We start from the raw sequence: 22,296 nt of genomic DNA, 5'->3' as shown, positions 1-22,296 counted from the left end.
CGTCCCGCCCGCCAATCGGGGGACACGCGGGCGGGACGCCCGCGCTCCCAGGCGAGGGCGGCAACCCGTTCCTCGCGCGCGGCTTCCGGACCGTCATCAGCCCCTTTCTGAGCGGGCGCAAGGGCCATTTGAATCGCTGGTTCCTGCTCGCCGGCATCCTGGTGTTGATCGGCGGCTCCATCTGGCTTGCGGTCGGCAAGGTGGTGGTCCTCAAGATGCTCCCCTTCGACAACAAGTCCGAGTTTCAGGTGGTGCTGGACATGCCCGAGGGGACCAGCCTGGAGCAGACCACCCGGGTCCTGGCGGAGTTGGGTGACTATCTGGCCAGGGTCCCCGAGGTGACCGACTACCAGGTCTATGCCGGCACCGCGGCCCCCATCAACTTCAATGGATTGGTGCGCCAGTATTACCTGCGTTCGGGCGCCAATGTCGGTGACATTCAGGTCAACCTGGTCGACAAGCACTACCGCGACCGCCAGAGCCACGCCATCGCGTTGAGCCTGCGCGGTCCCTTGCAGGAGATTGCCCGCCGCTACCAGGGCAACGCCAAGATCGCCGAGCCCCCGCCCGGACCGCCGGTCCTGGCACCGCTGGTGGCCGAGGTCTACGGGCTCGACTACCCGGGCCAGATCGCCGCCGCCGGTCGGGTCCGCGCCGCCTTCGAGTCCACCCCCGACATCGTCGATGTGGACGACTCGGTGGAGAGCCCGGCGCCCAAGCTCATCGTGGAGATCGACCGCGCCAAGGCGGCGCGCCTGGGTGTCGACCAGGCGAGCGTGGTCGGGGCCCTGGCTACCGTCCTGGGCGGGGAGGACATGAGCTTCCTGCATGGGGCCAATGTCAAATACGCGGTGCCCATCCGGGTCGAATACGCGCAAGCCGACAAGGCCGACCTGGAGCAGGTGCTGAGCCTGCGGGTGCGCGCCCAGGGCGGCGCCCTGGTGCCCCTGTCCGAGATCGTGACGGTGCAGGAGAGCAGTCGCACCCCCAGCATCTATCACAAGGACCTGCTGCCCGTGGTCTATGTGACCGGCGACATGGCCGGCCCCACCGACAGCCCACTCTATGGCCTCTTCACCATCGCCGCCAAGCTGACCGAGCAACTCGGTCTGCCGCAATGGTACCTACAGCAGCCCGGCAACCCCTATGAATACAGCCTGAAATGGGACGGCGAATGGCAGATCACCTATGAGACCTTCCGCGATATGGGCATCGCCTACGGTGTCGGCCTGATCCTGATCTATCTGCTGGTGGTCGCGCAATTTCGCAGCTACCTGGTGCCGCTGGTCATCATGGCCCCGATCCCGCTCACCCTGATCGGCATCCTGCCCGGCCATGCGCTCTTGGGCGCCAAGTTCACGGCGACCTCGATGATCGGCATGATCGCGCTGGCCGGCATCATCGTGCGCAACTCCATCCTCTTGGTCGACTTCATCAACCAGCAGGTGCGCGAAGGCACCCCGTTCGCCGACGCCGTCATCAACTCCGCCGTAGTGCGCGCCAAGCCCATCGTCCTGACCGCGCTCGCCGCCATGGCCGGGGCCGCCTTCATCCTGGATGACCCGATCTTCTCGGGGCTGGCGGTGTCGCTGCTGTTCGGGCTCCTGGTCTCCACCCTGCTGACGCTGGTGGTCATTCCGGTGGTCTATTATGGGGTCATGTTCAAGCGGGTGGAGTGGATTCGGACCGCGACGGGGTAAGGCACTGCCCGGCCTGGAGTCCAAGGCTTCAGCCTTGGCGCTGCCCGTCCAAGGCTGAAGCCTTGGACTCCGGGTCTGGTTTGCCCCGCCAGTGCGGCAGGATGCCGGAGTCCAGGGCCATGGATGGCGAGCTTGGCGTGAGGTACTACGGGATCTTAGGGTAACGTAGCCCGACAGCGCCCACCCCGATACCCGAGGAACCATCCCATGCCAGTGTTTCCACTCTCGTCCCACCGACCCGCCTGGACCCTGCTCGGCGCCCTCTGCCTGGCCGGCGCCCCCGTTTGCGCTGACGAGTCCGCCCTTGATGTCAACGCCACGCTCACCGCCGTCTCCGGTCTGCGTGTCGCGAGCCATACCCTCGCCGGCGGGACCACCGGCTGCACCGTCGTCGTCATCGAGGGTGACGGTGCGCCGGGCGGGGTGGCCCAGCGCGGCGGGGCGCCCGGCACGCGGGAGACCGACCTGCTCCACCCGCTCAACGAGGTCGATCGGGTCAACGCCATCGTCCTCTCCGGCGGCAGCGCCTTCGGCCTGGATGCGGCGACCGGTACCGTCCGCTGGCTGCGCGAACAGGGCATGGGCTGGGACACCGGGCTCACCCGGGTGCCGATCGTGCCGTCCGCCGTGCTCTATGACCTGCCGGTAGGCAACAACGTCCAGGTCCAGCCCGGTGCGGACTGCGGCTACCAGGCCGCCGCGGCCGCCAAGGGCGCACCGGTGGAGCAAGGCAGCGTCGGCGCCGGGGCCGGGGCCACGGTCGGCAAGCTCGGCCGACCGATGCGCGGCGGCCTGGGAAGCTTCGCCTACCGCCTGCCCAACGGGCTCATGGTGGCCGCACTGGTGGCGACCAATGCCTTGGGCGACATCATCGACCCCGACACCTCCAGGGTCGTTGCCGGCGCCCGCGACGCCGAGGGCAAACTGCTCGATGCCCGCCAACTGATACGCCACGGCATCCTGTTCAACCAGACCATCCCACCACGCGCCGGCGTGCACACCACCATCGGCGTGGTCGCCACCAACGCCCGGCTGAACAAGACCCAGGTCGACCGCATGGCCCTGATGGCGGACGACGGTTACGCCCGCGCCATTGTCCCGGTCCATACGATGTACGACGGCGACACCGTCTTTGCGCTCGCGACCGGCAGTTGGGACGGCGATGCCAACCTCACCCTCATCGGCGCCATGGCCGCCGAGGCGATGGCCCGCGCCCTGGTCGCGGCCGTGGAGCACGCGACTTCATTGCCGGGGATTCCGGCGGCGGGGGAGCTGCCGGGGCGATGAACTCAGAAAGAGCAGTTCTCACGCCAAGGTACCAAGCTCGCCAAGGATAAACTGGAAGGCGATGATTTTCTGCGTTCTATGCGCCGGTCCGGTGCTGCATTCTCAAACGGTCTGATCTCAAACCATGTCCCCCATCGCCGAAGCCCTCACCCGTTCCCCCGGCGCCGTCTTCCGGCGCTGCGCCCTACAGGTCAACACCTGGGCCTATGCCGAGCGCCGGCGGCAGCAGCATCATGGCCGGACTGAGGCGGAGTTCAATGCCGACCTGGCGCGGGCCTGTGCCCGGCTGGGCGTTCAGGTGGTCGGTCTGGCCGATCACGACGGGATCGGCGCCTATCCGGCCTTGACGGACGAACTGACGGCCGCGGGCGTCACGGTCTTTCCCGGATTCGAGCTGACCTGTGCCGAGGGCTTCCATATGGTCTGCCTCTACCCGCCCGGTACCTCGAGCGACGAACTGACCCACTTCCGTGGCGGACTCGGGATCGATGTGAGGCAACCCGGGGCACCCTCGACGCAGACCTGTATCGGGATCGCGAAGCGGGTGATCCAGGAGCAAGGGGGTATCTGGTACGCGCCGCACATGACCCAAGCCAACGGGCTGCTCAAGGCCAAACTGCCGGTCATCTGGCGGGATGAGCGCTGGGTACTGGCTGGGCACATCCCAGGCTCACCCAAGGACCTGCCGATGGATCTCCGGCAGATCGCCCTGAATCAGGACCCGAGTTACCAACGCAGACGCCCCCTGGCCTTCATCCGCGCCGGGGATGTGGCGCACCCCTGTGATTTGGATGGCCCCACGTCGAACTGTCTGATCAAGATGGCCGAACCGTCCATCGAGGCCCTGCGTCAGGCCTTCCTGGACCCCGATTCCCGCATCCGTCTGGAAGCCCCGGAGCGCCCCCACGCGCAGATCGAGGCCATCGCCATCGACCACGGTTATCTCGATGGGCTGCGGCTGCACCTGGCGGACAATCTCAACGCCATCATCGGCGGTCGGGGTACGGGCAAGTCCACCCTGATCGAGGCCCTGCGTTACGCCCTGGATCAGCAGCCGCTCACCGAGGAGGCGCGCCGGAGCCACCGGGAGATCCTGAAGGAGAATCTGCGCGACGGCGGCACCGTGACGCTGGCAGTGCGTTCCCAGACCCAACTCGGGCGGCGCTTCTACGTGCGCCGACGTTATGGCGAGCCGGCCCAAGTCCACAATGAGGACGGCAGCCTGTCCTCGCTGGCGCCTGCCGACCTGCTCCCCCGCCTGGCGATCTACGGGCAGAATGAGATCCTCAAGATTGCGACCGACGAGGCGTCCAAGACCAACCTGCTGGCCCGCTTCCTGCCGCTGGGCGACCGTGAGGGTCCCCGTCGGACCGAACTGGCCGCGGCGCTGGCGCGCAACCGGGGGGAACTGGTCAAGACGAGCGAGGACCTGGATCAGGCCAGGGCCGCCGTCGCGCAATTGCCGAAGCTGCGCGAGCGGGAGTCCCGCTACCAGGAACTGCACCTGGACGAGAAGTTGGCGGCGGTGCGCGCGCTCAGTCGCGAAAAAGGTCTGGTCGGGCGGTTGGATGAGGAACTTGGGGACGTCGCCCAGCGCGTCGGGGACTTGGTCGAGTCGGTCAGCGCCTGGGACCTGGCCTACCTGAGCGAGAAGGCCCTGGACGGCCTGCCCCATGGGGTGCGGCTCGCCGCCATGCGCGAACGGATCGCGACCTGCGCGGCCGATCTGGCCCCGCATCTGACCGCGATCACTGCCGCGCTGGCGACCCTGAAGACCGGCCTTGAGCAGGAGCAGGAGGCGTGGCGATCAGGGGTTGCGAGGGTCGAGACCGAACTGGCGCGGGCCGCCGCCGACCTCCCCGGTCTCTCCGGCAAACCCGGGGAGGCGATCGGCCGCGAGTACATGGACCTCGTCCGACGCATCGAGTCGATCGCGCCGATACAGGCGCGGCTCGCTGGTTTCGAGGCTGCGGTCCGCAGTCTCCAGGATGAGCGCCGTCAGTTGCTGTCTGAATGGCGTGACTGGCAGGCGCAGCGCTTCGACGAGTTGGCGCGGGCCGCCAAGCGTCTGAACAAGAAGGAACTGCAGGGGAAGCTCCGGATCGAGGTGCGCAATTGGGGCAATCGCGAGGCACTGGGCGATTTTCTCCAGGCCCTGCCCGGCGTTGGTCCCCGCAAGATCGAATGGCTCGACCGGGTTGATACCCTCTCCATTGCCGCCCTGTCCGCGGCGATGGCCCAGGGGGCGGATGCCGTTGCGGCCCTGTACGGCGCGGACGGCCTCGGTCGCGGCCTGGCCGAGCAGTTGGCGGGCCTGCCGCCGGTCCAACGCTGGGCGCTGGAAGAACTGGAACTGCCCCCGCGAGTGGAGATCCATCTCAACGTCGCCCACCAGGGCGAGCGTTATCGTCGGCTCAGTGACCTGTCCACCGGTCAGAAGTGTACCGCCATTCTTCACCTGCTGCTGCTCGACAGCGACGAGCCCTTGATCGTGGACCAGCCCGAGGACCACCTGGACAATGCCTTTATCGCCGACCGTATTGTGACGACCCTGCGCGCGGCGAAGCAGCACCGCCAATTCCTCTTCGCCACCCACAATGCCAACATCCCGGTCTTCGGCGACGCCGAGTGGATCGGGGTTCTGCGCGCCGATCAGGACCATGCCGGGATCGATCCGCAGGAGTCCGGTGCGATCGATCAGTCGCGGGTGCGCGATGCCGTGAGCGAGATCCTCGAGGGCGGCCAGGCCGCCTTTGAGATGCGCCGGGCCAAATACGGATACTGACACCGATGTTGAAGACCGAGCTGTATCAACTCATCGCCAACGGCGAAAGCTCCGGCGTCGAATTCAAGCGCGACGACGTGCGCCCCGAGTCGCTCGCCAAGGAGATCGCCGCCTTCGCCAACTTCCGCGGCGGGCGCGTCCTGCTGGGGGTCGAAGACGACGGCCGGATCAGCGGTCTTCAGCGACCCAATGCCCAGACCTGGGTGATGGACACGGTGAGTCGGTACGTCCACCCGGCCATTATTCCGTTCTATGAGGAGATCGACCTGGGCGGCGATGGGCGGGTCGCGGTGATCACGCTGGAACAGGGCATGACCAAACCCTATGTGGTTCGCAATAACAACCGCGAGGACATCTATATCCGCGTCGGGGATACCTCCCGACTCGCGACCCGGGAGCAGCAGGCGAGACTGTTCCAGGAAAGTCAGATGTTCCATGCCGAGGTCCTGCCGGTGTCCGGGACCGGCCCCGACTCCCTGGACCATCGACGACTGGTCGACTATCTCATCCGGGTGCTGGGCGAGCCTGCGGCGGAGTTCCAGGCGGAGCCGTCGGGATTGGAACGCCGCTTGATTGGGCTGAGTCTGCTGGCTGAAACGCCGCTGTCCGGTCGGGCGGCATCCATCGCTGGTCTGCTGCTGTTCGGCAGGAACCCACGGGCGCGGCTGCGGCAGGCGGGACTGCGCCTCATGGTGTTCGCGGGCGAAGACCGGGACTACGAGGCGCTCCTGGATCAGCTTATCGACGCACCCCTGGTGGAATTGGTCGAAACCATCGACGGCGGCGACAACAGTGAACCCGGCGAGTATCGCGAACCCGGCCTGATTGACCTGGCCCTGGAGCGCCTGCGCCCCTTCCTGAGCCGCGAGATCGCTCCATCGGACGACAATATTCGCCGGGAACGCCCCTGGCGCATCCCGCTGACCGTCCTGCGCGAGGCCCTGCTCAATGCCTTCGCCCATCGCGATTGGACCCGCGCCGGCGACGTGGAACTGTGTGTCTATTCCGATCGGGTCGAGATTGCGAGCCCCGGCCCCCTGCCGAACGACATGACTGTCGAGAAGATGAAGGCCGGGCAACGCTCCCCACGCAATCCCCTGCTGGTCGACATCCTGCGGGATTACGGCTACGTGGATGCCCGCGGTATGGGGGTGCGACGTAAGATCATTCCCGCGATGCGCACCCTTACCGGTGCCGAGCCGGAATACCGCGCCGGCGACGACGAGGTCCGGTTGGTACTGACCCTGCCGGCACCGATCTCGGTCCCGGCAGCCATTTGAGTAACGAGTCAAGAACAAGTCGAATCCAATCGTTGTCGTTGTCGTTGTCGTCCGAAATCCGGCAGTTGCTCGTTGCTCACGCCAAGACGCCAAGAAATACAATAGGGCAAGCAACGTCACCGGGTCACCCGCCGGTCCACTTTTTCAACATCGCCTCCAAATCCGCAAGCCGCAACGGCTTGACCAGAAAGTCATCCATCCCGGCCGCAATGCATTGGTCGCGATCGTCCTGGAAGGCCCCCGCGGTCAACGCGATGATCGGGACCCGCGGCTTACCGTGCTCAAGCTCCCAGGCGCGAATCTGCGCGGTCGCCCGGAAGCCATCCATGACCGGCATCTGACAGTCCATCAAGACGATGGTCGGACGGGCGCCGCCCGTGATGAAGGTGACGGCTTCGAGACCGTTCTCGACATTGTCGACATGGGCCCCGTGCTTCCTGAGCATGCCATTGATCACCTTGCGATTGATCACGTTGTCCTCCACCACCAGGACGGATGTGACACCCGGATGGGCCCTCTGCGGTGCCGCGGCCAACGCCGGCAGCCGTGCCTCCTCGGGGTAAGGCTCCGGTGGCGGCGTGACCACTGTCAGGCAGACCCGGAACCAGACGCGTGAGCCTTTACCCGGCTCGCTTTCAATGCCGGTTTCACCGCCCATGAGTTGGGACAGGCTGGTTACGATGGACAATCCGAGGCCGGATCCGCCGTATTCGCGGGTAATGGAACCATCGACTTGCGAGAACGGTTTGAACAGGCGCTCCAGCTTGTCCCGGGCAATCCCGATGCCGGTGTCGCTGACCGCGAACTCCAGGACGACGCCTTCCTCATTGCGCCGGATTTCCGACCCGGCGAGGTGAATCGCGCCCTGAGCGGTGAACTTGGCTGCGTTGCTGACGAGGTTGGTCAACATCTGGCGCAGGCGCAGGGGGTCGCCCCAATAGCGAACACCGGCCGGTCCGCTCCACTCACTGTCGAGCGTCAAGCCCTTTGCAGCGACGAACTGGCGGAACAACAGGGCGACCTCCTGGAGCAACTGCCGCGGGTCGAAGACCGACTCTTGCAGTTCGAGTTTGCCCGCTTCGACGCGTGACAGGTCCAGGATATCGTTCAGCAGGTTCAGCAAGGCCTCCCCGGAATGAAGGATGGTGCGGGCATAGTCGCGGCGCTGCTCCTCCTTGGCGTCCGGCATCAGGAGCAATTGGGCCATGCCCAGGATGCCGTTCATCGGGGTGCGGATCTCATGGGACATCGTCGCCAGAAACCGGCTCTTGGCACGGGTTGCGGCCTCGGCCGCCTGCTGTGCCTCAAGCAGTTGTTGCGCGGCGATCCGTTGGGCTGCCAATACCTCGAGATGGCGATTGAAACCGACCACCATGTCGGCGAGCTCGTCTGTTGTGTCCGGCAGCGGCAACGCCGGGGGAATCGTGTCCGGATGCTCCTGTAAGCGGCTGAAACCCTCGGAGACATCCCGCACCGGCGCGACGACCAGGCGCGCGAAGCGCAAGGCCAGCAGGCCGATGACGACCAGGCCGATCAGGAGCAGCAGCACGCCGGCATAGATCAAGGCATCAACCGGTGCGGTCAGGACGCTGCGCGGTAGGGCGCCGACGAGGACCCCACCGGTTCGTGTCTCCGGCACGAAACTGAGGATCACGTCTTCGCCATCGAGCCGCAACGCCTGGATGGGAGCCCCCGCTTGAAGCAGGGCCGTGAAGGCCGGGGCGGCCTCTTTCCCAATTAATCGCGGGTCACTGTGGTAGACGAAGCGCCCATTGCGATCCAGCAACATCAGCCGCAGATGCTCCGGGGTCCTCACCTCGTTCAGAAATGAATCGATGACGATCGGGGCATCGATATTGATAACGAGCAACCCTACTACTTCCGTAGTGCCGGTTTCCGGCACGAAGTACCGCACGCCCCGGGTGACCGTCAGCACGCTCTTCTTGGTCGATGCGCGATTCAGGTTGTCTTCGATCCCCCGCCAATAGACCGGCGTCGTGCTGTGGCGGGCTTCATCCCGCATCGCCTGCACGCGCGCGGTGTCGACATCGCGCACGTCGAGCGTGTCGCCGACGTGAAAGTGCTGATCATCGGTCGCGAACAGATCGATCGAAACGAGCCCTTTGACGCGCACGTAGCTGTTGAGGATGTAGCCGATCTGCGCGTGGGTCGTGAGTATGGAGAAGGTGTCCGGGTGGTCCTGGTCAGTCTCCCTGCCGGCCTGCAGCGCCTCCCCGATTGCCTCGTTGCCGGCGATGTTCGCCGCCAGGCTTTCGATCTGCTCGGCATAGAGCCCGAAATAGGCGCGCAGATCGGTCATCTGCTGCAGGTGAAACTCACCGGCCTGCGCGATGATGATGCGACGCGAAATATCGAACGCCGACACCCCGAGCAGCAGCAGCGGAACAATACCCGCCAGCAGCAGGTAGCTCAGCAGGCGGGTGGTGATACTGATCCGCAACCTGGGTCGTCGCACGGTGCTCTGCGCCAACAGGGCTTTGCCCTATTTCAGGGTTGCGGAAGTAACCAGCCGGGTGTCGATCAGTAAGACGTCAGCAACGGCATCGCCGTTGAGCAGTCGCAGCGCGAGCGCGATACCCTGGAAGCCCTGCTGCGCCGCCTGCTGGTCGACCGTCACCGCCAAGCGCCCGGCCTTGACTTCCGCCAGCGCCTCGGGCAAGGCGTCGTAGCTCCCCACCTTGACGTCGGACTTGCCGGTTTCCTGGAGGTATTTGAGCACCCCAAACCCCATCATGTCGTTGGCCGCAAAGATCAACCTGACGTTCGGGTGATTGGCGAACAGTTGTTTGGTCACTGCATAGCCTTCATCGATCTTCCAGTTCGCGCTTTCAGCGGCAACGAGCGTGATGGCAGGATTTTCGGCGAAGGCCCGTTTGGCGCCCGCCAGGCGTTGCCTGGCGTTGTCGGCACTGCGGATGCCTTCAATAATGGCGGCCTCAGTCGGCCGCGTAACGTCGGCCGCCAGGAATTTTGCCGCACGATAGGCCGCCTGTTCGTTGTCGACGCTGATGAATGGGATGGGTCCCAGACCGGCCTGCGCGATCGCCGCGGGATCGAGGCGGTTATCGAGATTCACCACTTTGATGCCGCGCTCCAGGGCCTTCTTCAGCACCGGCACCAGGCGTTGCGAATCCCCCGGGGCGATGACGATGGCGTCGACCTTGGCCGCGATCATGTCATCGACGATCTGTATCTGCTGCTCGATCGACGTTTCCTGGGCCGCGGTCTTGACCTGCAGGTCGACTCCCAACTCCTTTTCGGCGCGGCGCGCCCCTTTTTCCATCTCGATAAAAAACGGATTGGTCAGTGTCTTCATGACCAGGGCAACCCGTTTGAACGCGGGTTGCGGGCTCACCGGCGACTCCCCGGTGACCGGCGCCTGCGCCGCGGTGCTGACGGCCGGGCCGCCGGAATCACTACAGGCAGCCAGCATCGATGTCAGGAGCAGACTCGTAAGGATGCGTGTCATAAGTCAAACCCGGCGCAGAGATGCCGACGAAGCAGGACATCAATGGCGCAGTGTGATGATGAATTTCTCGACTGTCATAGCAGGATTGGAACCTCGGCCACCCAAGGCCGGGGGTGCGGTCGATCGCCGGCCCGCAGCGCGACGGGGAGGGGCGGTCGGGGCGCAACATGGCCGTGAGGCGCGGGCGGCGCGGCGACCGTGACCGATGCCCGCACCTGACCACAAATGGGCGTGGTCTGTCCAGTATTCTTGGCAATTCTAGACAATTCTTTATTGTAGCCGGACGGTTCCGTCGCGCCCGTGACGGACCCGGCGGGCCGGTGACACCGTGGCGCGCGGTCGTCGGTGCCCCGCGCCGCGCGCGCCGGTCGCCGGAACTACCCCGTGCGGGACCACGAAGACCGGACCATCGCGGTGCTTTACAGTGGCGCCGCCGGCCTTGATCGTAATCCCGGGCAGCGGCGTGCGTAGTCAGGGCTTCCAGCCCTGACGGTGTCAGGCCAAGATGGCCTGACTACGCACCCGGCAAGCCCAAGTGGCCGGAATCTTGATCGAGGCCGGCCCAGGGACTGGGGGTAAGCACAGTCAGCAATGCTCTTGTTGCCATATCTCAATCGCTAAACGAGTATTCGGAGTCGTCGATGAAGCCCAGTGCGTTCCTGTGCGCCGCGCTCTTGTTCGCTGGTCTCGGCAGCCTGCATGCCGAGGGCGTCCGCAAGGCCATCCAGTTCCCCAAGGGGCAGTCTTCCGCCACCCTGGCCGCCAGCGTCGTGCGGGGCGAGACGGATCGCTATGATATCACCGCCAATGCCGGCCAGACCATGGCGGTCAGTATCAGTTCCAAGGAAGAGAATGCGGCCTTCACGATCTATCGGCCGGGATACAAATCCGTTGTGGATGACGGCGTGCCGACGATCACCGGACCGACGCTGGCGGGTGCCGGGGAGGGTGAGGATGCGATGAAGTGGGAAGGCGCTTTGCCGGCCTCCGGCAAGTATCTGATCGAGGTCGGCGGCACCCGCGGTAGCGCGTCCTATAAACTCACGGTGACCATCAAGTGAATACTCACAGGCGCTCCAGATAGCGTCGCCCGCCGATTCGCTGGGTCTGATCGGCGATCCAATCGGCGCGTCGTTGCAGCCGTGCCGAGGGGCGGTCCAGGCGGTAGGCGCCGGGGGCGGGCAGGACGGCAGCGAGCAGGGCCGCCTCGCGCAAGGTGATGTCATCCACCGGCCGGTGAAAATAGCGCTCGCTGGCCGCCCCCACCCCGTAGGTACTGGGGCTGAACTGGACGATGTTGAGATAGACCTCCAGGATGCGCTGTTTGGGCCACAACACCTCCATCAGGGCGGCGAACCAGGCCTCCAGCCCCTTACGCACCCAACTGCGCCCCGGCCACAGAAAGAGATTCTTGGCCGTCTGCTGGGTAATGGTGCTGGCCCCCCGCAGGGTCCCGCCGCGGCGCCAGGCGGCCAGGGCCTGGCGCAGTTCGACCGGGTCGAATCCATGGTGGTAGGCGAAGCGCTGGTCTTCGCCGGCGATGACGGCCAGGGGCAGGACCGGCGGGATGCGCCCCCAGGGTACCCAGGCGTGGTAAAAGTAGGGCGGTGCCCGATTGATCCGCCAGGCGACCAGCGCCTGGCGCACCATGAAGGAGGACACGGGCGGATCGATCCAGCGCAGGGCGCCGACCAGCAGGGCGCTGCCCAGCGCCAGGGCCGCCAGGCCCCGGGACAGGAGGTACCAGAGAACCCGCAAGACACCCCGCGGGGACCACCGCGGCCCGCCGACCGCGGCGACCGGCGGCGCGGGTGCAGTTCCCGGCAAGGCCTCTGGTTCGCTCATTGCTGGGTTCATACGCGGACCAACCTGCTGTCTCCCGGCCCGCTAGAGCCAGGTCCCCGCCGGCAACCCGCTGCGCCGCAGCAGCAGGCGCAGCTTGCGGGCGGCCATCAGGTTCAGGTCGTCCCAGGGGGCGCAGAGGCCGCGGGTGGTCTCCACCCACAGGTCGAAAGAGCGGCGCGGGTTGAGCGCCGCGGTCGCGGGGTCCACGCCGGCGTCCTTGTTCGGATCCCCGGCCCACCGCACGGTGCGCGCCTGTTCCGGGCGAAACCAGTAGCAGCGCCGGTCCGGCCCGCCCGCCCGGCGGGGGCGGACACGCACCGCCAGGACCCCGGCGGCGCGCTCCAGGTCCAGGGTCAGGCCGGACTCGGCCGCCAGCCGATCGGTGGCGAGCACCTCATCCCCGGGCTGCCCGATGAACCAGTCATCAATGGCGCGGATCTCGCGTTGCGTCGGCACCTGACCGAAGGAATTGATCCCCTGGGCATCCACCAGGGCCGCCCCGCCGGCCTGGAACAGGTCCAATAGTCCGCGCTCCAAGGCGGCCGTGGGGTGTCGCCGCTGCGTCACGTCCAGGACCAGGTCCACCAGGCCCTCCAGGTCCGCGTCCAGACCGCTGACCCGGCGCAGCCGCCGGTGGGCGAGGAAGGCGCTGATCCCCAACGCATAGGCCTGGGTCAACTCCACGCACTGCGCGCGCACCGTCACGGACAGGAAGCGGTAGACCATCACCCGCTCATAGCCGGTGGTGCGGCGCACCGCATCGGCCAGGGCCGCGGCATAGCCGGACCACTCGGCGTCCGCCGTCGGGGCCTGAAACAACCGGCGCAGCAGGGGGTTGGCGACTTGGGTGGGCGGGTCATCGGCACCCGGCGGCTCCAACTCGGCCAGCCAGCCGGTGCCGGTGTGGCACAGCACCGCGTCCAGCCAGCCCCGCGATCAATTGGCGACTGCCGGGCGTTGGGGGAAAGTCGGCCAGGCGCAGTGCCAGGACCTCGCCCAAGCGCCGGCCGAGCACTTGCCCCTCGCCCAGACCCAGCCACCCGGCGGCATCCGCGCTCGCAAAGCAGATCTGGTCGTCACCCAGGTCGCCGCCCAACAGTACCCCGTAGGGCTGGATGGCGCCGATCCGCTCGAGCCGCTCCTGTTCGCAGGTGGACCAGGGGCTGTCGTCGGTTTCATCGGTCATTGGGGGTTGATCTGTCGCGTTGAAAACTTTATATTATCCACATACATGGGCAAGAATCCACACATGATACGAATCGGAGAAGTTGCCAAGGCGTTTGGCGTCTTGTCTGAAACCGTGCGCCGCTGGGAGATCAGCGGCAAGATTTAGCTGCGAACGCACCCCCGGCGGACAACGTCGCTGCGACCTTTCGGCGCTGAACTGGTTTTTGCCATCTGTGAGGCGAAGCAGGTGGAGGTTGTCATTCTCAATCAAGGCCAGGACACCACATTTGAGGAGGACCTTGCGACCGACGTGCTTGAACTCATCACTGTCTTTGCCGCCCGCTGATATGGCAGTCGTTCGCCCAAGAACAAAAAACTGCTTGATGACATCACCCAGGCCGTAGCGGATTCCCAACCATGATCCTGTCGCACAAGATCGCGCTCGATCCCAACAACACCCAGCGCACCTACTTGGCGCGGGCCGCCGGGACCGCGCGCTTCGCCTACAACTGGGCGCTGGCGCAGTGGCAGGGTTTGACAGAACGGATTGCCTCCGCGCTGACTCCAGCGCCTGGTCGCAACTGTCGTAGGGTGGCTAAGCGAACCGCACTCACCAGTGTCCGGGCGGGATTTGGTGTACGCCGCGGACCCGCGCCCGGGGTCACTCTAGCATCATCCTCGCCGTCGGCCGCGCGTCGGCGCCGCGACGAACCCAGTGCCCGATCATTTTCCGGTAATGACCGAGTGATCGAAGTCCTTGACGCAACAGCGCACGAACGACGCCCGCAGGTGGGTGGCATCCTTGAAGTAGGGAACCCCCGCGGCACCGGTGAAAGCGCACCTGCCGCCGGCACACAACCAACCACCGCCACCGCGCGTAATCCGTCGATATCCGGCCGGTAGGCGTAATGGCTGTCGTGCATTGATGTTCGCACCCCGGCGGTGAGAATTGAGCCTAGCGGTCATTGTCGGCGGCCGGTCTGGCGGGGGCGGCAGGGGCAGACCCCGTGCCCGGTCGTGACCAGCCGCGGCGTACCCTGCCACCCGGCGGCTAGGCTGCTGGTCCCGGCGTCGCTTCCAACAAAACGGCGAGGGCCTGCGCGGTCATCGGCCGATGCATCAGATACCCCTGCGCCAGGGTACAGCCGCGCGCGATCAGCTCGGCGCGCTGCTCTTCGGTCTCCACCCCCTCGGCCACCACGTCGACCCCCAGGGCGCGGGCCACACCGATGACCGCGGTGGCGATCGCCTGGTCGTCGGGGTCATCGGCGATCCCATCGACGAAGCTGCGATCGATCTTGAGACCGTCGATGGGATAGCGCTTGAGATAGGTCAATGACGAGTAACCGGTGCCGAAGTCGTCCACGTAGACCCGCACCCCCAGGGCGCGTAGGGCATGCAGGACGCCGGTGGTGGCGTCGCTGCCGTCCATGAGTCCGCCACCGGGATGAAGCGGGCCGGCGACACCTCCCCCAAGGGACCCGAGGTCCAGCGGATCAGGGCCTCGGCACTGACGATGGGCCCGCTGGCCAGTTCCACCTCCGGCTGGAACAGCAGGCTGAACTGGTCCTCCTGGAGGGCGAGGCGGATGCCGGTCTCGATCGCCATGCGCTGCTCGCCGTGGAGCTTCATCTCCACCGAGAAGAGCGTCTGGGACCTGACCCGGGGCCAGCCCTGGCTGGTCAATGCGCTGGCCTACCACGCCTGCTTCGAGATGCGCGAGGGCCGCGACCGCACCCGCCCCATCACCGTCGACCTGATCGATGAGGCCAAGGAATACCTGATCGTGAATCGGGTCACCCACCTGGACCGCGAGTACGCCATCGGCGCCGGGCGCATGGATCTGTGTCTGCGCTATGGTTCCCTGACGCTCGGGACGGAACTCAAGGTCTGGCGCGACGGCGCCCCGGACCCGCTGGCCGAGGGCCTGGAGCGGCTCCGGCTATCTGGCGGGGCTCGGGCTCGACACCGGCTGGCTGGTGATCTTCGACCGGCGCGCCGGTCAGCCGCCGATCGCCGAACGCACCGGGAGCCGCGAGGTCACAAGCCCCGCGGGCCGCCGGATCCAGGTGGTGCGGGCCTGAGGCAGCGTTTGATCCAGGCGGCCGGGTGTCTTCGGCGACCTGCGGTTTGGTTTCGTGCGCCCCGCTCAGGGTGCAGGCGGATCCTCGTCGAGGGTTGCGAGCATGGTGTAGACCTCCTGAAACACGGCACAGGCCCCCGTGATCACGCAGTCGGGGTCAATCAGGCCGTCCGCGGCCAGACCATCCAAGGCGAGCCCCAACCGCTTCCAATGGGCGGCTGCCTGGCCGCCGTGGAAATCCAGGAAGGTCGCGCCGGGCAGGGGGTCACCCAGGTGTTTGCGCAGGTGCCGGGCGACCACCCGGCCGCCCAGGGTCGAGCCCTCCAGGACATAGAGGCCGCCCAGGGCGGTGTTCAGGTCCGGCGGGGACAGCAGGTCCGGGACGACGGCCGGCGGCGCGAGCCCGTGCACGGCGAGGTCGGCACACAGGGCCGGGAACTTGGGGCGCAGGCCCAGCGCGGCGACCCGGTCGGCCGCCCGAGCGGACGGCGGCTGACCCGCCGCGCCGGTGCCTGGCGCCCCCGGAGCGCTCAGGGCGGCATAGAGGGACGGCTCCAGGGTTCCGTAGACCCGCGCCATGAGGCGCAGGTAGCGGCGGTAATCCGCGGGGCTCGGGTCCGGTCCGGTCAGCCGGACCATGCCGGGCAGGAGTTCCACCGCCTGGTGGGTGGCCGCGGTGGCCAGACGCAGGGCCACGATCAACTCGGCGGCAGCAGTATTGGGTGCGGTAGGGGAGGGACTGGGCATCGCGACGGACCGGGGGCAAACAGGATCCTCGCAGTTTACACCCACGGACCGGCCCCCGGTTTCGGGCGCGGCGGGGTTCGACCGGGCGTCCGCACCCCGTAGCGGGGCGGGACCGGACGCCCAGGCGTGGCGGCGGTTCGGCCTCGGCGCCCAGCGCCTGCCGCCGCCCTCAGGGTCGCGGCCCCGGGTCAGATGAGTTCCAACTCCCTGACCGCCGCCTGCAGGGCCGGGTCCCCCTCCAGGGCGCCCTCCCAGTACCGGTAGCGCCGGGCCTGCGCGCCCTCACCCAGGATCAACTGCGCAGTGAAATCCGCGGCGCCTGCGGGTGCCGGGTGTTCCCGGGGCTCCCCCAGCCCCTCCATGGCCGCGAGCAGCTGCTCGCGCTGATTGCGGCTGAGGGTGCCTTGGCGGGGCTCGTGGCTGGTGTGGTCGCCGCTGTTGATGACGAAGGCGCCGGCATCATCGATGGTGATCTCCAGCATGTAGTCGTCTTCGCCCTGGACGCGATAGCTCAATGGAAAGGCTGACATGGACACAACTCCTCGAAAGTGCGGTTGAAGCGACGCAGCAGGCGGCATTGTACTCCGCGTCCCGGTCGGCGCGCCCGCGGCGGCCGGGGTCAGTCCAGCCTCGGCCGACGGGGCAACCGCGATGTCCGGACCCGGGGCCGCACGGGGGGGCGCACCGGGGGCAGGTCCAGGGTGACCGCGAGCCCGCCCAGGGCAGCACGGGCGAAGCGGATCCCGGCGCCGTAGGCGTCGCAGATGTCGTGGGCGATGGCGAGCCCCAGGCCGAACCCCGGGGTGCGCTCGTCGAGCCGCAGGCCCCGCTGACCCAGGTCGGCGAGCCACTCGTCCGGGACTCCGGGGCCGTCGTCCTCGATCTGCACCAGGACCCGTTCCCCCAGCGTGACGCGGATGCCGACCCGGCCGGCGGCCCAGTTGGAGGCGTTCTCCAGACAGTTGCCCAGCAGTTCGGTCAGGTCCTCCAGGAGGACGGGCACCGGGGCCGCGGCCGGACAGTCCAGGTCCCAGTCCAGGTGGGACCCCTTGGGGGTCCGCTCCAGGGCGCGGATCACCCGCGCCAGGGTCACCGCCAGGTCCGCCCCGGCCTCGGCCCCGGCCGGTCCCCGGGTCGGTCCGGATGCGGGGCCGGTGCCCGGCTCGCCCCCGTTCCCGGGCCCGATCCCAGTCAGTGCCCCCGCCCGCGCCCGTACCCGCGCCCGGATCAGTTCCCGGTCGACGCGCCGACGCATGGTCTGGGCCAGGGTGTCGAGGTCTTCGGCCAGTTCCGGGTGGCCCGCCGCGCGCAGCCGCTGCGCGTCCGCGGCCAGCACCACCAAGAGCGTCTTGAGCCCGTGGGCCAGGTCGGCGGTCCAGGCGCGCGCGCGCTCGATGGCTTGGTCTTGGGCCTCGAGCAGGGTGTTCACCTCCTCCGCCAGGGGCCGGACCTCGTCCGGGTAATCGGTAGGCAGGCGTCGGACCTGCCCGGCGCGGATCGCGCGCACGCCCAGGCGCACGGCGTCCAGGGGGGCGAGCCCGACGCGGACCTGGACCCAGGCCGCCAGCATCAGGACCGCGCCCAGCAGGACCAGATAGGGCAGCACGTCTACCGCAAAGGCCGCGCGCGCCTCGGCAATCTCGCGCCGATCCAGGCCCACCGCCACCCGCAACCGACGGTCTTCGGACCCGGCGCGGTAGATCACCGCACGCTCCAGCACCAGCAGCGACTGGCCGGCAGGCCCCGCCAGGAGATGAAGGTGCAGGGTCCCGTCCGGCAGTACGTCCGCGGGCAGGTCCAGCACCGCATCCCAGAGGGAGCGCGACCGCAGCAGCGTGGGCCGCACCTGGTCCTCGAGTTGCCAGTAGAGCCCACTCAAGGGGGTCTGAAAGCGCGGATCGGCCAGGGGCAGGTCGAAGCGGATACGCCCGTCCGGGGCCGTCTCGACATGGCCCAGGATCAGGCCCAGGGTGTTGTCGAGCGCCACCTCGACGCGCCGCTGCACATGACGCTCGAAGAGCGCCGTGAGCCCCACCCCGGCGACCAGCAGCGCCAGCCCGATCGACAGGGCGGCGGCCAGCAGCAGGCGAAAACGCAGTGAGCGGCGGGTCATGGTAGAAGACGATTGTCCGCAAATGAACGCAAATGAACGCAAATAAAGAAAAGAGAACTTCGGCATAGGGTGCGCCGCCCGGGAACGGGCCTATCATCAAGGCCGCATCGAGCGCCGGGAGCCGGAACGGAACGGAACGGAACGCATCATCATGGATTCGTTCTTATTTGCAGACAATTCTCTTTCTTGACCCTCTCATCCAAAAATCCACAGATGAACACAGATGAACACAGATGTTCTTTTTATTATCCGGCACTTATCGCTATTGTTACAATCACTGGCAAGGAGTGTCACCGGCCAAGCGTAAGTCAATTGATCATCTGTGTTCATCTGTGGATGACTGCTCTTTCTAAGCTCATGGAACAGCGGGGTCGTCGATGAGATACCCGAAGCCGCGCCGGGTTTCGATCAGGTCGGCCCCGAGCTTGCGGCGCAGGCGCCCGATCAGGACCTCCACGCCGTTGGTGTCGCGTTCGATCCCGTCGCTGTAGATCTGCTCGGCCAAGTCACCCTGGGAGACCACGGACCCCTTGTGGTGCAGCAGCACACTCAAGAGTCGATACTCCTGGGGTGACAGGTGGACCGGGATGCCGTCCAGGGTCACCCGCATCTGGCGGGTATCGAGTGCCAGGGCGCCGGCCGCCAGGACCGGTGAGGACTGACCCCCGGCGCGCCGCAGGAGGGCCCGCAGGCGTGCCAGGACTTCCTCCACCCGGAAGGGCTTGGGCAGGTAATCGTCCGCCCCGGCGTCAATCCCCTCCACCCGCTCGCTCCAGTCACCCCGGGCGGTGAGGATCAGCACCGGCAGGTCACGCCCGGCCGCGCGCCAGCGCTTGAGCACCGCGAGCCCATCCATGCCCTTGAGCCCCAGGTCCAGGAGCACCGCCGCGTAAGGTTCGGTGTCACCGCGGAACCAGGCGTCCTCCCCGTCGTCCGTGTGCTCCACCAGATAGCCCGCGGCCTCCAGGGCGCGGGTCAGGGTGTCGAGCGTCCGCGGATCATCCTCCACCACCAGAATGCGCATCAGTCGTCCTCCTCCTGGTCCAGAATTGCGCCCGAATGGGCGTCCAGATGCACCTCAAGCAGTCGCCCCCCGGGAGCCAGGATCTTCAGTTCATAGACCCAGCGCCCGGGCTTCTGCTCCGGTTCGTAGCCCGACTCCAACTCCAATTCCGCCTCCAGCACCCGGCCGGGGAACCGCACGGCGGCGCGGCGGTAGATTTCGGTCAGGCTCAGGATCTCACCGCGCTCGCTGGCCCGGCGGGCGCGGTCGTAACTGTGGCCGGCGTCCTCCCAGTCCCGGCCGCCGTGACGGCTACCCGCATGGGCGCTGCCGGGCCCGGCCGCCAGGGCCAGGGCCATTGCCAACACCGCGCCTCTGCTGAGTCTGTCCATAGGCACCGATTCTAGGCCACTCCATGCTGACAAACCGCTGACAGGACCGCTCAGTCGGTGTTCATGGGTCGCCCCGCAGACTGAGCACCTCATCACGCAAAGTAACGGGTCAAGAACAAGTCAAGCCCTATCGTTGTCGTTGTCGTTGTCGTTGTCGTAATCGTTGTCGTAATCGTTGTCGTAATCGGAGAAGTGCGGCACTTTTGGGGTGCGAGAGAATCCGGGGCACTATCGCCGACTCATAAAATATGGAAAACCGAGAGTCACTTTGCGATATTTTTACTTATTTTTCCGGTAACTGGAAAATTTCTACCAATATGACTATCCGGATATCAACTAACTTGGCGACACGATAACCTCGATTACGACAACGACAACGACAACGACAACGACAACGACAACGACAGCAGCGCCTAAAGCACTCTAGATCCTAACCGGGGAGTCACCCGAACGATGAACCACCCGAACCCCATCACCGCGGACCCGGGGGCGCCGCGACCCGCCGCCGCGTCATCGCCCGCCCGGGTCCGCGTCTGGGACCCCTTGGTACGCCTGTTCCACTGGGGGCTTGGCGGCGCTGTGCTGATCTGCTTCCTCACGAAGGACGAACTGCTCGGGGTCCACACCTTCGCTACGGTGCTCATCCTGATCGGCGTGCGTCTCATCTGGGGGCTGATCGGCCCCCGCCATGCCCGCTGGTCGTCATGCGTGCGCGGCCCGCGCCACCCTGGCCTACCTGGGTGAGATCCTGCGCGGTCACCCGCGCCGGTTCCTCGGCCACAACCCGGCCGGCGCGGCCATGGCGGCCCTGATGACGGGCTTTGGCCTCACCGCGGTGACCGGCGTCATGGTGCTCGGCGCCGGCGAACTTGCCGGACCGCTCGCACCCTACACCTGCTGGGGGTCCCCGCCGCGACCGCGCATGACTTCAAGGAGGTCCACGAATTGCTCGCCTGGGCGACCCTGGCACTGGTCCCGCTGCACCTGCTCGGGGTGGCGCTCGCCAGCCTGCAACACCGCGAGAACCTGGCGCGCGGCATGATCGACGGTTACAAACGAAACGAAGAGGATTGACACCTACTATGAACTCAAACTTCAACAGACGTCTGGTTTTCGCCCTTGCCATCGGCGTCAGCGCCCTGGCGGACACCGCCGCGGCGGCCCCGGGCGACGCTCTGCTTGCCACCTACCAGGGTCAGGGGGCCGGCCCCTTCACCGCCGCCGCCGGTGCCCAGGGGTGGACGGCGAAGCACCAGGTCGAGGGTGAGTCGCGCAGTTGCGCCACCTGCCACGGCGCGGACCTCACCAAGTCCGGCAAGCACGCCGCCACCGGCAAGCCCATCGAACCCCTGGCCGTCTCGGCCAACTCCAAGGGGCTCACCGATCCCGCCAAGGTCGAGAAATGGCTCGGCCGCAACTGCCGCTGGACCCTCGGGCGCAACTGCACGCCCCAGGAGAAAGGGGACTTCGTAAAGTACATTCAATCGCTTTGACACTGAATCCGCCGATCGCCCGCCGGGCCCGACCCCACCGGCCCCCGCGCCGGCCGGCGGCCCCTCCCACGATCACTTGGAGAGATACCCAATGAGAGCAGCATTCATCACCGTCCTGGGCGCGGCCCTGATCGCCCTGGGGGCGAGCGGACTGGCCTGGGGCGAGCACGACGACGACGACGACCGCGGCGGCCGGGCGTCGGCGCAGGGCTCGCGCACCCGCGGCGACCTGGCTTCAGTGACCAATGAAGGCTACCGTACCGAATGCGGCGGCTGCCACTTCGCCTATCAACCCGGGCTCCTGCCCGCGGCGGCCTGGGGCCGCATCATGAACACCCTGGACCAGCACTTCGGTGACGATGCGAGCCTGGACCCGGCGCTCAAGGACGAGCTCCTCGCCTACCTCGACGCCAATGCGGCGGACCGCAGCGGCGGCAAACGCGCCGGCTCCTTCGCGGCCGGAAAGATCACCGGCGACGGGCTGCCGCGCATCACCCAGACCACCTATTTCAAGCGCAAGCACCACGAGGTCCCCATCCGCTATGTGAAGGACAATGCGCAGGTCAAGAGCTTCAGCGCCTGCGCCGCCTGCCACCCGGGGGCGGATAAGGGGAACTTCAACGAGCATCAGGTCAAGATCCCCGGCGTGGGGCGCTTCGAGGATTGAGGCCGGCAAGCGGCGCGCACCGCTCCCGGACTCGGGTGCGGCGCCCGCGGACGCTTTGCGCCGCGCGCCGTCGGCCGGACCAATGATCCAAATCCGGCGATTGATCACGCCAAGGCGCCAAGCTCGCCAAGAAATACTATCCGCTAGCTCCAGCACCCGGATCAGGCCTTCATCATAATCCCGACCTGTCAGCCAACGGCGAGGTCTGCGGTCCGCACAGCGGACCCTACGGCCCCGTGCCCGT

Annotated in this window: 22 protein-coding genes and 1 pseudogene; 11 read left to right on the top strand and 12 right to left on the bottom strand. The window is 66.9% G+C overall.

Translation table 11 applies throughout. From position 1 onward, the window contains the following. From QZY48_RS33395 to QZY48_RS33380, 4 genes are all read left to right on the top strand, one after another. A partial coding sequence (locus QZY48_RS33395; RefSeq protein ID WP_295438914.1) for an efflux RND transporter permease subunit occupies nt 1-1,700 on the top strand: 1,700 nt, incomplete at its 5' end. 207 nt (nt 1,701-1,907) lie between these two features. After that, nucleotides 1,908-2,987 carry a P1 family peptidase gene (locus tag QZY48_RS33390; protein ID WP_295438912.1) on the top strand — a complete coding sequence of 360 codons (1,080 nt, stop codon included), beginning with the start codon at nt 1,908-1,910 and terminating at the stop codon, nt 2,985-2,987. A gap of 124 nt (nt 2,988-3,111) precedes the next feature. After that, complete coding sequence (locus tag QZY48_RS33385; protein WP_295438910.1) at nt 3,112-5,772, top strand: TrlF family AAA-like ATPase; 2,661 nt, start codon at nt 3,112-3,114, stop codon at nt 5,770-5,772. Nucleotides 5,773-5,777: 5 nt separating this feature from the next. Next, complete coding sequence (locus QZY48_RS33380; RefSeq protein ID WP_295438908.1) at nt 5,778-7,052, top strand: RNA-binding domain-containing protein; 1,275 nt, start codon at nt 5,778-5,780, stop codon at nt 7,050-7,052. Between the two features lie 124 nt (nt 7,053-7,176). Here the strand turns inward: QZY48_RS33380 and QZY48_RS33375 are convergent, their stop codons facing one another. Then, a complete protein-coding gene (locus QZY48_RS33375) occupies nt 7,177-9,513 on the bottom strand; it encodes a hybrid sensor histidine kinase/response regulator (RefSeq protein ID WP_295438906.1) in 2,337 nt (778 codons plus the stop codon). Nucleotides 9,514-9,555: 42 nt separating this feature from the next. Continuing rightward, on the bottom strand, nt 9,556-10,542 hold the full coding sequence (locus QZY48_RS33370) for a substrate-binding domain-containing protein (protein ID WP_295438904.1): 987 nt from the start codon (nt 10,540-10,542) through the stop codon (nt 9,556-9,558). Nucleotides 10,543-11,183: 641 nt separating this feature from the next. Between QZY48_RS33370 and QZY48_RS33365 the strand changes: the two genes are divergently transcribed. Further along, complete coding sequence (locus tag QZY48_RS33365; RefSeq protein ID WP_295438902.1) at nt 11,184-11,603, top strand: hypothetical protein; 420 nt, start codon at nt 11,184-11,186, stop codon at nt 11,601-11,603. 4 nt (nt 11,604-11,607) lie between these two features. Here QZY48_RS33365 and mtgA read toward each other — a convergent pair whose 3' ends face one another. The 3 genes from mtgA to QZY48_RS33350 are packed head-to-tail and all read right to left on the bottom strand — an operon-like array spanning nt 11,608 to nt 13,573. After that, nucleotides 11,608-12,387: a monofunctional biosynthetic peptidoglycan transglycosylase gene (gene mtgA, locus QZY48_RS33360; RefSeq protein WP_295438900.1), complete on the bottom strand. Its 780-nt coding sequence runs from the start codon at nt 12,385-12,387 to the stop codon at nt 11,608-11,610. A gap of 42 nt (nt 12,388-12,429) precedes the next feature. Beyond that, the gene (locus QZY48_RS33355) at nt 12,430-13,302 is read right to left on the bottom strand and encodes a hypothetical protein (protein WP_295438899.1); all 873 of its coding nucleotides are present in this window, start codon (nt 13,300-13,302) and stop codon (nt 12,430-12,432) included. Further along, nucleotides 13,244-13,573: a hypothetical protein gene (locus QZY48_RS33350; protein WP_295438898.1), complete on the bottom strand. Its 330-nt coding sequence runs from the start codon at nt 13,571-13,573 to the stop codon at nt 13,244-13,246. The genes QZY48_RS33355 and QZY48_RS33350 overlap by 59 nt, the downstream gene beginning before the upstream one ends. Nucleotides 13,574-13,759: 186 nt before the next feature. On the opposite strand from QZY48_RS33350, the pseudogene QZY48_RS33345 reads away from it, so the two are divergent. Further along, a pseudogene (locus QZY48_RS33345) lies at nt 13,760-13,975 on the top strand (IS607 family transposase); the annotation flags it as partial. Further along, nucleotides 13,972-14,457, top strand: a complete 486-nt coding sequence (locus tag QZY48_RS35235; protein ID WP_366929833.1) for a helix-turn-helix domain-containing protein — start codon at nt 13,972-13,974, stop codon at nt 14,455-14,457. The pseudogene QZY48_RS33345 and the gene QZY48_RS35235, both read left to right, overlap by 4 nt. 148 nt (nt 14,458-14,605) lie before the next feature. Here QZY48_RS35235 and QZY48_RS33340 read toward each other — a convergent pair whose 3' ends face one another. The 7 genes from QZY48_RS33340 to QZY48_RS33310 form a co-directional block, all read right to left on the bottom strand. Next, complete coding sequence (locus tag QZY48_RS33340; protein WP_295438896.1) at nt 14,606-14,986, bottom strand: EAL domain-containing protein; 381 nt, start codon at nt 14,984-14,986, stop codon at nt 14,606-14,608. Beyond that, nucleotides 14,887-15,240, bottom strand: a complete 354-nt coding sequence (locus tag QZY48_RS33335; RefSeq protein WP_295438894.1) for an EAL domain-containing protein — start codon at nt 15,238-15,240, stop codon at nt 14,887-14,889. Before QZY48_RS33335 ends, QZY48_RS33340 begins: the two co-directional genes overlap by 100 nt. Nucleotides 15,241-15,703: 463 nt before the next feature. Next, nucleotides 15,704-16,384, bottom strand: coding sequence for a biliverdin-producing heme oxygenase (locus tag QZY48_RS33330; RefSeq protein WP_295438892.1), 681 nt, complete (start codon nt 16,382-16,384; stop codon nt 15,704-15,706). Between the two features lie 188 nt (nt 16,385-16,572). After that, the gene (locus tag QZY48_RS33325; protein WP_295438890.1) at nt 16,573-16,914 is read right to left on the bottom strand and encodes a hypothetical protein; all 342 of its coding nucleotides are present in this window, start codon (nt 16,912-16,914) and stop codon (nt 16,573-16,575) included. Nucleotides 16,915-17,003: 89 nt separating this feature from the next. After that, nucleotides 17,004-18,497, bottom strand: a complete 1,494-nt coding sequence (locus QZY48_RS33320) for a sensor histidine kinase (RefSeq protein ID WP_295438888.1) — start codon at nt 18,495-18,497, stop codon at nt 17,004-17,006. 355 nt (nt 18,498-18,852) lie between these two features. After that, complete coding sequence (locus QZY48_RS33315) at nt 18,853-19,521, bottom strand: response regulator transcription factor (RefSeq protein ID WP_295438886.1); 669 nt, start codon at nt 19,519-19,521, stop codon at nt 18,853-18,855. Further along, nucleotides 19,521-19,892 (bottom strand): PepSY domain-containing protein, encoded by a 372-nt coding sequence (locus QZY48_RS33310; protein ID WP_295438884.1) that lies wholly within the window; start codon nt 19,890-19,892, stop codon nt 19,521-19,523. Before QZY48_RS33310 ends, QZY48_RS33315 begins: the two co-directional genes overlap by 1 nt. Nucleotides 19,893-20,345: 453 nt before the next feature. Between QZY48_RS33310 and QZY48_RS35230 the strand changes: the two genes are divergently transcribed. From QZY48_RS35230 to QZY48_RS33295, 4 genes are all read left to right on the top strand, one after another. Then, the gene (locus QZY48_RS35230) at nt 20,346-20,636 is read left to right on the top strand and encodes a hypothetical protein (RefSeq protein ID WP_366929832.1); all 291 of its coding nucleotides are present in this window, start codon (nt 20,346-20,348) and stop codon (nt 20,634-20,636) included. 150 nt (nt 20,637-20,786) lie between these two features. Next, nucleotides 20,787-20,966, top strand: a complete 180-nt coding sequence (locus QZY48_RS35225) for a cytochrome b/b6 domain-containing protein (RefSeq protein WP_366929834.1) — start codon at nt 20,787-20,789, stop codon at nt 20,964-20,966. Nucleotides 20,967-20,974: 8 nt separating this feature from the next. After that, nucleotides 20,975-21,385, top strand: coding sequence for a DUF1924 domain-containing protein (locus tag QZY48_RS33300; RefSeq protein ID WP_295438883.1), 411 nt, complete (start codon nt 20,975-20,977; stop codon nt 21,383-21,385). A 91-nt stretch (nt 21,386-21,476) separates the two neighbouring features. Further along, nucleotides 21,477-22,052 (top strand): diheme cytochrome c, encoded by a 576-nt coding sequence (locus QZY48_RS33295; protein ID WP_295438882.1) that lies wholly within the window; start codon nt 21,477-21,479, stop codon nt 22,050-22,052. Nucleotides 22,053-22,296 lie beyond the last annotated feature (244 nt).

Source organism: uncultured Thiodictyon sp., from assembly GCF_903828115.1.
Taxonomy (GTDB): domain Bacteria; phylum Pseudomonadota; class Gammaproteobacteria; order Chromatiales; family Chromatiaceae; genus Thiodictyon.
This window is presented reverse-complemented; position numbering and strand designations above follow the sequence as displayed.